Raw genomic sequence first — 6010 nt, 5'->3', positions numbered from 1 at the left:
GAGCATTCAATTCCCTGTTTATATGTCATCGACTGACTGAAAGGAGTTTTAATTACAATTATGATCATTTATAACTCCAATACCTTGTCACATGAGGATATCATCATAGACAGCTCTGCATTTCCAGATAATGTGAATGATTTTTCTATACTCTCTACTGATATTCCTTTTTCCTGAAGGTCTCCACCGCAGACGTACATAGGAATTTTATATTTTTCGTACAGATCAGTGTAAGTTTTCTGAATACCATACAGGTCTGATCGTTTTTCCATCTCTACAGAAGTTATGCTTGTAGCATCATATCTGAAAAATATACCTTTAATATTAAGTTTTTCTTCGTAGGCTTTTTGCACGATATATTTAACAGTATTATGACTTACGCAATTACATGCAGAGCTTTTTATAATAATTAACAAGTCCATAAAAAAATATCCTCTAAATAGAGGATACTACAAAATAAAAATAAATAATGTGCATTAAACTGCAGCGATCACTTCAATTTCGCAAAGTGCGCCTTTAGGTAGATCGATTCCACCTACGCATGAACGAGCTGGTGCAGGAGCATTAAAAAACTCAGCATATACAGCGTTGAATGCAGCAAAATCATTGATATCCTTTAAAAAACAGGTGGTTTTGATTACTTTTGATAAATCAGAACCTGCAGCTTCAACTAATGCTTTTACGTTAGATAAAGCCTGTCTTGCCTGCTCTGCAATTCCACCTTCAACCATAGCACCTGTTGCTGGAACTAAAGGGATCTGGCCTGATGCAAATAATAAACCATTTACAATTTTACCCTGAACATATGGGCCAATTGCAGCTGGTGCATTTTCAGTTGATATTACTTTGATATCGCTCATTTGTTTTCTCCAAAATAAAATGCCCCACCAAATTCTGGAAGGGCATCTGATTTAAATCATAACTTTAAATTAGTTATTGCCAACAGAGCTTGAATCAGCTGCTTCTAAAGCTGCTGACAACTGCTTCTGCAGATCATCTGCTGAAACTGTCTGCTCTGAATCATTTGACTGATTCATACGAGCAAACTCTTCACGACGCTGCTTGTGGTACTTATAACCAGTACCAGCAGGGATTAGACGACCTACGATTACGTTTTCCTTCAAGCCACGTAACTCATCAACCTTACCCTCAACAGAAGCCTCGGTAAGAACACGAGTTGTTTCCTGGAAGGATGCAGCTGAAATGAAGCTGTCGGTGCTTAATGAAGCCTTTGTCAGACCCATTAGAATGTGTCTGTAACAAACCTGCTTCTTGCCTTCTGCAGCAAGCTTTTCGTTTACGACACGTACACGAGAAACTTCAGCAATTTCGCCTGTTAAGAACTCTCTGCTGTCGCCTGCATCAAGGATTTCACACTTACGTAGCATCTGACGAACGATAACTTCAATGTGCTTATCGTTAATCTTAACACCCTGTAAGCGGTAAACGTCCTGAACTTCGTTTACGATGTAGTTAGCTACAGCGTTTACACCACGTAATCTTAAGATATCGTGTGGTGACTCTGGACCTTCAGCGATCATTTCACCCTTAGTTACAGTTTCACCTTCGAAAACGTTCAGGTTACGAGATAGAGGAATCATCTCCTCGTGCTCCTGAAGTGCATTTCCGATTTCATCAACTGAACCAGGTGTTGGAGTAATTACTAAACGACGCTTTGACTTGGTCTCCTTACCAAAGGTAATGGTACCTGAAATCTCTGCAAGAATTGCAGGCTCCTTAGGAGCACGAGCTTCGAATAAGTCAGCAACACGTGGAAGACCACCGGTAATATCCTTAGTACCGCCAGCAACCTGAGGAATACGAGCAATAACATCACCGATATTGATCTCTGCACCATCCTGTAACTGAACGATAGCTTTTGCCTGAAGCATATACTGAGCAGCAACTTCAGTACCAGGAATCATTACATCCTTGCCCTTAGCATCAACAATCTTAACAGAAGGTCTCTTTTCCTTACCCTGAGTTGGACGAGCAGCTAATTCTCTAACTTCGATTGAAGAGATACCTAATGCCTCATCATCTTTCTTATCAACAGTAACGCCTTCAATAATATCAATATACTTAATGAAACCGTGTACTTCAGAAATAATTGGATGAGTATGAGGATCCCAACGAGCTACAGTCTGACCAACCTTAACCTGATCGCCTTCTTTAATCTCAAGAACAGCACCGTAAGGAATCTTATGGCTTTCCTTTACAGAACCGAACTCATCGATAACAAATAATTCTGACTGACGTGAGGTTACAACCTGTTTGCCTTCAGTATTTGTTACAAACTTTGAGTTTTCAAATCTTGCAACACCGCTGTTTCTTACGGTAGCAGCTGATTCAGCAACAGCACGAGATGCGGCACCACCGATGTGGAATGTACGCATGGTTAACTGTGTACCAGGCTCACCGATTGACTGAGCAGCGATAACACCAACAGCCTCACCAGGGTTTACCATATGACCACGAGCTAAATCACGGCCGTAACACTTAGCACAGATACCAAACTTGGTCTTACAGGTGATAGGAGAACGAACCTTTACTCTATCTACGCTGTGAGCCTCAAGAACTGAGCAAAGTTTCTCATCAAGTAAAGTACCCTTTGCAATCAGAACATCCTTTGAACCTGGCTTTAATACGTCAGCAGCTAAAGTTCTGCCTAAAACACGGTCACGTAATGTTTCGATAACATCACCACCATTTACGTGTGGAGTAATCTCTAAACCATCATCTGTACCGCAATCGTCCTCAGTAATAACCATATCCTGAGCAACGTCAACAAGACGACGAGTTAAGTAACCAGAGTTTGCAGTCTTAAGAGCTGTATCAGCAAGACCCTTACGAGCACCGTGGGTTGAAATGAAGTACTGCTGTACATTCAGACCTTCACGGAAGTTAGCTGTAATAGGTGTCTCAATAATAGAACCATCAGGTTTTGCCATCAGACCACGCATACCAGCTAGCTGACGAATCTGAGCTGGAGAACCACGAGCACCAGAGTCAGCCATCATGTAGATGCTGTTGAATGAAGCTTCCTGCTCATCCTCACCAAGAATATTCTTAGCTGTCTGGATTGAGAGGTTAGCCATCATGGCTTTACCAACCTTATCGTTAGCACTTGACCAGACGTCGATTACCTTGTTGTATCTCTCACCAACAGTAATCTGACCATTATCATACTGGTCCTGAATTTCCATAACTTCCTTCTGAGCAGAAGAAATAATTGTATATTTCTCCTTAGGAATGAGCATATCGTCGACACATACAGATGAACCTGAAATTGCTGCGTTAGCAAAACCGGTATACATGATATGGTCAGCAAACATAACTGTATCCTTAAGTCCTAACTTGTGATAGCAGTTATTTAATAATGCACCGATCTTCTTCTTTCCTAATGGTACGTTAGAAACATGGGTAAACCAGTTCTTTTCCTTCAGGATCTCGTGAATATTTTCCTGAGTTACACCTTCTGCAGGAGGATCGATTAAATCGAATGATAAGCCCTTAGGTAAGATCAGAGACAGCATAGCACGGCCAACTGTTGTTAGACGTAACTCGTTGTGTTCTACAAACTCACCTGTATCAGTGTTCTTTTCAAAGTAGTGAACACGACAAGCAATACGTGCATGGAAATCAACCTGATCTGCCTTGTACAGACGTTCAGCTTCCTTAGCATCTGACAGAATCAGACCCTCACCACGTGCACCGATTCTCATACGGGTCATATAGTAAAGACCTAACACAACGTCCTGTGCAGGAACAATGATAGGATCACCTGATGCAGGTGAAAGAACATTGTTGGTTGACATCATTAAAGCACGAGCTTCTAACTGGGCTTCTAATGTTAAAGGTACGTGAACAGCCATCTGGTCACCGTCGAAGTCAGCGTTGAATGCTGGACATACTAGAGGGTGCAGACGAATTGCCTTACCTTCAATCAGAACAGGCTCGAATGCCTGAATACCTAATCTGTGAAGAGTAGGAGCACGGTTTAACATAATAGGATGCTCACGAATTACTTCGTCTAATACATCCCATACGATTGCATCCTCTCTTTCAACCATCTTCTTTGCAGCCTTAATAGTGGTTGCAAAGCCACGTAATTCTAGACGACCGTAAATGAATGGCTTGAATAACTCAATAGCCATCTTCTTTGGAAGACCCCACTGGTGTAAGCGTAAGAATGGACCACAGGTAATTACAGAACGACCTGAGTAGTCAACACGCTTACCAAATAGGTTCTGACGGAAACGACCCTGCTTACCCTTAATCATGTCAGCTAGTGACTTAAGAGCACGCTTGTTAGAACCAGTGATTGCTCTGCCACGACGACCGTTATCCATTAAAGCGTCAACAGATTCCTGAAGCATACGCTTCTCGTTACGAACGATAATCTCAGGAGCTGCTAAATCTAAAAGTCTCTTCAGACGGTTGTTACGGTTGATTACACGACGATATAGATCATTAAGATCAGAAGTTGCGAATCTACCACCATCTAATGGAACTAATGGACGTAAATCTGGAGGTAAAACTGGTAATACAGTTAAAATCATCCACTCAGGCTTGTTACCTGAATTTAAGAATGACTCAATTAACTTTAATCTCTTAGCAAACTTCTTGCGGTTTGACTCTGATGAAGTGCTATCAAGAGCTTCGCGAACAACCTTTAATTCTTCTTCAAGATTGATCTGCTTTAATAAGTCTAAGATTGCCTCTGCACCCATCTTAGCGGTGAAATCATCTCCGTACTGGGTTAATGCATCAACATACTGCTCTTCAGTTAATAAATCACGCTCTTTAAGCTCTGTCATACCAGGATCGGTAACAACATAGCTCTCGAAATATAGTACGCTTTCAATATCGCGTAACTTCATATCTAACATTAAGCCAATACGAGATGGTAAAGACTTTAAGTACCAGATATGAGCTACAGGTGAAGCAAGCTCAATGTGACCCATACGCTCACGACGTACTTTAGCCTGAGTTACTTCTACACCACACTTATCACAGATAGTTCCGCGATGTTTTAAGCGCTTGTACTTACCGCATAAACACTCATAATCTTTGATTGGTCCGAAAATCTTAGCACAGAACAGACCATCTCTTTCTGGCTTGAATGTACGGTAATTAATGGTTTCTGGCTTCTTAACCTCACCATATGACCATGCTCTGATCATCTCAGGTGATGCTAAACCGATCTTAATAGCATCAAAGTCCTCAAGGCGTTGCTTAAAGGCATTGCTACGGTTTGCTAACTTGCCAAGGCTACCGCTTAACTCAAGATCCATTGCTGGCTCCTGCTCAACAGTCTCATGAGGCTGGCTTGCTAAACCCTCTAGAAGATCGTCATTTAAACCGTTTTCCATATTGCTCACAACAGTTTCTCCTATTGTTGATCCCAAATAGGGGTGAGTTTTTCACCCCATTGCGGAAACTTAATCCTTGCGGACAAGATCGATATTAATACCAAGTGAACGAATTTCACGTAACAGAACATTGAATGACTCTGGAATACCAGCTTCCATTGTGTACTTACCATCGACAATGTTCTTATACATCTTGGTTCTGCCGTTAACGTCATCAGACTTAACAGTAAGCATTTCACGAAGTGTGTAAGCTGCACCGTAAGCTTCAAGTGCCCAAACTTCCATTTCACCGAAACGCTGACCACCGAACTGAGCCTTACCACCAAGTGGCTGCTGAGTTACTAAGCTGTATGAACCAGTTGAACGAGCATGCATCTTGTCATCAACTAAGTGATTCAACTTGAGCATATACATATAACCAACGGTTACCTTACGCTCAAATGCACGGCCTGTTCTTCCATCAAATAATGTCATCTGACCAGACTCTGGTAAGCCAGCCATCTTTAACATTTCTTTGATGTTTTCTTCCTGTGCACCGTCAAATACTGGAGTTGCAACAGGTAGACCATCACGTAAATTGTTTGCAAGGGTCATAACCTCAGCATCTGACATTGATGAAATGTCAACTTCCTGAG

Annotated in this window: 3 protein-coding genes and 1 pseudogene; all 4 read right to left on the bottom strand. The window is 41.6% G+C overall.

The features are described from left to right. Window positions 1-68: 68 nt before the first annotated feature. Window positions 69-422: a DsrE family protein gene (locus ACJML3_RS04015; protein ID WP_406020836.1), complete on the bottom strand. Its 354-nt coding sequence runs from the start codon at window positions 420-422 to the stop codon at window positions 69-71. A 54-nt stretch (window positions 423-476) separates the two neighbouring features. Further along, window positions 477-860 carry a RidA family protein gene (locus tag ACJML3_RS04010; RefSeq protein WP_219938161.1) on the bottom strand — a complete coding sequence of 128 codons (384 nt, stop codon included), beginning with the start codon at window positions 858-860 and terminating at the stop codon, window positions 477-479. Between the two features lie 69 nt (window positions 861-929). After that, the gene (gene rpoC, locus ACJML3_RS04005) at window positions 930-5375 is read right to left on the bottom strand and encodes a DNA-directed RNA polymerase subunit beta' (protein WP_406020838.1); all 4446 of its coding nucleotides are present in this window, start codon (window positions 5373-5375) and stop codon (window positions 930-932) included. 69 nt (window positions 5376-5444) lie between these two features. Then, a pseudogene (gene rpoB, locus ACJML3_RS04000) lies at window positions 5445-6010 on the bottom strand (DNA-directed RNA polymerase subunit beta); the annotation flags it as partial.

Source organism: Succinivibrio sp. (assembly GCF_045124615.1).
Taxonomy (GTDB): domain Bacteria; phylum Pseudomonadota; class Gammaproteobacteria; order Enterobacterales; family Succinivibrionaceae; genus Succinivibrio; species Succinivibrio faecicola.
The sequence above is the reverse complement of the archived record's forward strand: the minus strand, read 5'-3'. Positions and strand labels throughout refer to the sequence as shown.